This is a genomic window from Vibrio sp. 10N.222.46.A1 (assembly GCF_041473595.1).
GTDB lineage: Bacteria > Pseudomonadota > Gammaproteobacteria > Enterobacterales > Vibrionaceae > Vibrio > Vibrio tasmaniensis_A.
In genome coordinates, this window is record NZ_JBFRSN010001025.1 from 1 (window position 1) to 4,439 (window position 4,439).

Annotated in this window: 4 protein-coding genes; all 4 read right to left on the minus strand. The window is 45.8% G+C overall.

Annotated elements, in window-relative coordinates:
• Positions 1-581, minus strand: a 581-nt coding sequence (locus tag AB4496_RS23305; RefSeq protein WP_372132134.1) for a carbohydrate ABC transporter permease, incomplete at its 3' end; no start/stop codon positions are given.
• Positions 578-1,516 (minus strand): carbohydrate ABC transporter permease, encoded by a 939-nt coding sequence (locus AB4496_RS23310; protein WP_009848503.1) that lies wholly within the window; start codon positions 1,514-1,516, stop codon positions 578-580. The genes AB4496_RS23310 and AB4496_RS23305, both read right to left, overlap by 4 nt.
• A 181-nt stretch (positions 1,517-1,697) precedes the next feature.
• Positions 1,698-2,945, minus strand: a complete 1,248-nt coding sequence (locus AB4496_RS23315; RefSeq protein ID WP_009848504.1) for an ABC transporter substrate-binding protein — start codon at positions 2,943-2,945, stop codon at positions 1,698-1,700.
• A 110-nt stretch (positions 2,946-3,055) separates the two neighbouring features.
• Positions 3,056-4,439 (minus strand): ATP-binding protein (locus tag AB4496_RS23320; RefSeq protein ID WP_372132138.1); only part of this gene is annotated, 1,384 nt, incomplete at its 5' end.

Below are 4,439 nucleotides of genomic sequence, written 5' to 3' on the forward strand. Positions count from 1 at the left end.
ATCTTAAAGAAAATGGTAAAGAAGCCTGCGCCATCCAGTTTTGCTGCTTTGATCAATTCATCAGGAATCGAGATGTAGAAGTTACGGAAAAATAGAGTCGTAAACGCCATGCCGTAGATAACGTGCACAATCACCAAACCGATGGTTGTGTTTGCTAAACCCATCTTGCCAAGCATGGTTGCCATTGGCAGCAACACCACTTGGAATGGGATGAAGCAACCAAACAACAACAAGCTAAAGAACAGGTTTGAACCTCTAAATTGCCATTTCGTCACGACATAACCATTGAATGCACCGAGCAATGTTGAGATCGCAACCGCAGGAATCACCATTTGGAACGAGTTCCAGAAGTAACCTTTAATACCTTCACATTTCACGCCCGTACAGGCGGTATCCCACGCTTTATACCAAGCATCGAACACCCACTCTTTCGGCAAGCTCATTAAGTTACCCGCTTTGATGTCAGGCAGAGTTTTGAATGACGTCAGCGCCATCACGAACAATGGCATTAGATACACTAAACAGAAGAAAAGCAGTGCTGAATAAATAAAGATTCGAGCAAAATTGATGTTATTCATCATGACTTTTTCTCCCTAAGTTCAGAGTAAAGATAAGGCACGAGAATCGCTAAGATACCGGCAAGCATCATCATGGCACTGGCAGCACCAAGGCCAATTTGTCCGCGAGTAAAAGAGTGTGCGTACATGAATAGCGCAGGAAGATCCGATGAATAACCGGGGCCACCCGCTGTCATTGCCGTCACAAGGTCGAAGCTCTTAATCGCAATGTGAGAAGTAATGATCACCGCACTGAAGACCACAGGGCGCAAACAAGGCAGAATGATTTTGAGATAGATGGTAGGTAAGCTTGCCCCATCAATTTGCGCCGCTTTGATGATTGAAGAATCGATGCCACGCAGACCTGCTAAGAACATCGCCATCACAAACCCTGAAGACTGCCAAAGTGCTGCGATAACCAAGGTATACACCGACATTTCGGAGTCGACTAGCCAGTCAAATTTGAAGTCAGTAAATCCCCAATCTTGCATCAGTTTTTCAATGCCAAGACCCGGATTAAGAATCCATTTCCACGCCGTACCCGTCACAATGAATGACAACGCCATTGGGTAGAGATAGATGGTACGAATCGCCCCTTCTTGACGGATGTTCTGGTCAAGCAATACCGCTAAACCAACACCAAGCAAGATGGCAATCGCCATAAATAGAAAACCAAACACACCGAGGTTGGTGATTGAGGTAATCCAGCGATCGTTATCCATCAGCTTTTCATATTGGGTTAAACCAACGAAATTAAAGCTCGGCAGAAATCGAGAGTTGGTGAACGACAACGCTGCCGTCCAAAATATGTAGCCGTAGATACACACCACGGTCACTAACGCAGTCGGCGCCAGTACAATTTTAGGTAACCAATGTTGCAACCTGTCAGCAAAACTCGGTTTCGGTGCAGGCTGGCTCCTTGTGGGTTTTGGAGTCGACTCAGTCAAAACATGCTCCATAACTTATCCTTGTTGCACAATCGAGCCAATGGCTTACCTTTCGGCACCACATCAGCATCACGCATATCAGAATTGGGAGTGAAGAGCAGATAGGCTCCCTACGAGCCTACCCACCCTGGGGGTTCGATAAAGCAACACAGCCCGTCACTCACGTGCGTTGTGTGTCACTTATCAAGTTAGATTAGATAGCCGCTTTCACTGCTTTTGCTAACTTAGCTGCCGCTTGTTTAGGATCGGCATCTTTCTCGTTGAAGAAGTTGGTCACTACGTCATAGATAGCGCCTTGAGCATAGCTTGTTGTCGCTAGGCCGTGAGCCATACTCGGAACAAGATCGCCCGATTCAGCACTCGCTTTGAAAGTAGCCATTGAATCCAACGCACATTGGTCGAATTTAGACATGTCCATATCTAGACGTACAGGGATAGAACCTTTGTTAAGGTTGAAGACTTCTTGGAAATCTTTGGTAAGAATGGTTTTCGCTAGGTCTTGCTGCGCTTTTTGGTTCTCTTGGTCGCTTAACTCAAAGAACGCAAAGCTATCGATATTGAAAGTAAATTGGCCGGCAGTACCTGGAGCTGGTGCACAGATGTAATCTTTACCCGGCACTTTGCCTGCCGCAGTAAATTCACCTTTCGCCCAGTCACCCATGATCTGCATCGCTGCTTCACCATTGATAACCATTGAGGTTGCTACATTCCAATCACGACCAGGAGAGTTGCTGTCGATGTAATCACGCATCTTTTTGAACTTGGTGAACACTTCCACCATTTTGTCGCCAGATAATACGTCCATATCAAGATCAACGAACGCTTTGTTGTAGTCTTCACTGCCTAGTACATCAAGTGCCACGGCTTCGAATACGGTCGCGTCTTGCCAAGGCTGACCACCGTGAGCTAATGGAATGAAGCCAGCCGCTTTAATCTTGTCTGCAGCAACAAAGAACTCATCTAATGTCGTTGGAACTGTCACACCCGATTTTTCTAAAACAACAGGGTTTGCCCAAAGCCAGTTAACACGGTGAACGTTGACAGGAACTGCCACATATTCACCATCCCACTTCATCACTTTAGTCACTACTTCTGGTAGTAGTTCATCCCATTGTTCTTGTTTAGCAGTCGCATCGAGAGACGTTAGAAAACCTAAACCACCCCACTCCTGAATATCATGACCTTTAATCTGCGCTGCAGAAGGTGGATTGCCCGATACTGCTCGCGTTTTCAAAACAGTCATCGCACTTTCACCGCCGCCACCAGCAACTGCGAAGTCTTTCCAAGTATGGCCTTGTTGTTCAATCATCTCTTTCAGTACGGCAGCGGATTTCGCTTCGCCACCGGCAGTCCACCAGTGGAGCACTTCCACTTCACCAGCTTGAGAAAATGTTGAGGCAGCAAGAAGAGATAGAGTAAGTAGGGTTTTATTGATTTTCATTATTATCTTCCATGTTTAGCGGACTCGACGTCCGGTTCATTAAAGAGTCTACTTATTCTGACTGGTAAGATTGAAACAAAAGGTAAGCCCAATGTAACAAGATTGTTACACTACACTTCTAAGCCTGTTGGGATATAGACTTTGACTTCCAAGCCACCTTGAGAGGAGTTGCGAATAATGAGATCTCCACCGTGTCCGTGCAGGATATTTCGGCAGATCCCGAGGCCAAGTCCGTGTCCTTGATCATCCGTTGCTAGCCTAAAATAGGGTTCAAAAACCATCTCTAACTTGTCTTCAGGAATGCCATTCCCACGGTCTTGAATAGTCACGACAACCCAAAGCTCATCACCACTAACTTCCACGACAGCTGATGAACCATACTTAACCGCGTTGTCAATTAAGTTGGTCAGTACACGCTTAATCGCCAGTGGTTTCGCGACCAGTGGCTCAATGACGACCGGCTCAAACTCAACTTTTTTCTGATACTGGTTATGAGATTCAATAACAGAAAGTACCATTTCGTTGAGGTCAATAATGGCATTGTTCTCGTGTAGATCGGTGTCTCTTACTGCTTGCAAAGCACCTTTAACCATCATCTCAAGCTCATCGAGATCTTTATTAAATTTGTCTTTCTTTACTTCACTCTCCAACAACTCTGCACGCAATCTTAGACGTGTTATTGGTGTCTTTAAGTCATGGGAGATCGCAGAAAAAAGGTGCTCTCGGTCGGCAACATAGCGACGAATCCGTTGCTGCATGCGATTAAAGGCTCGGGTTGCGGTGACCAGTTCAGTCGCCCCTTCTTCGTTTAGCGGAGGCTGCTGAATATCCATACTCATCTCATTGGCCGCCCTTGCTAACTTTTTCAGAGGACGCACTTGGCGACGAATCATCAAGTAAGTTAGAACCAGCAGAATAAGCGTTGAAGAAACTAAGAAGATCACCTGCTCTCTGCCAAGAATCGTATCGTCGAGTTTCACATATGGAGCAGGCAACAATGCCGCAATGTATACCCATTCGTGACTGGTCAATTCGATTTGTACAACCAGAATGGGTGGATTCAGCGGTTCTAACGTTAAAGTATGATGTGCCCAAGATCGCGGGAGATCGCTTAAGTAGATGTCGTTTTTAAGCAAGCGAAGGTGTTCAGGTCGAGAAAAATCTACCCGCACTGACGCCACTTTATTGAGTTTGCTACTCAAAACACTTTCTATCGCTTCAATCGAGGCTGTTTTTAAACGGGTATCGGGGATCGGTTCGACAATCAAAGCCTCTTTATTGAAAGAAACGAAGAAGCGCGTACCGCCCATATTCCGTATTTGATCCAGCACGATATGACGATATTTAACGGGTAGAGATTGGAAAAAAGTCACCGTTGAAGCAAACATGTTCGCCATGCTCGACGAGGCAGAACGAATTCCTTCCAGCTCTTTGTGTTTTGATTCGCTATACCATATAGACGTTGCGATGCCTTGAGCAATCACAACGGCTAAC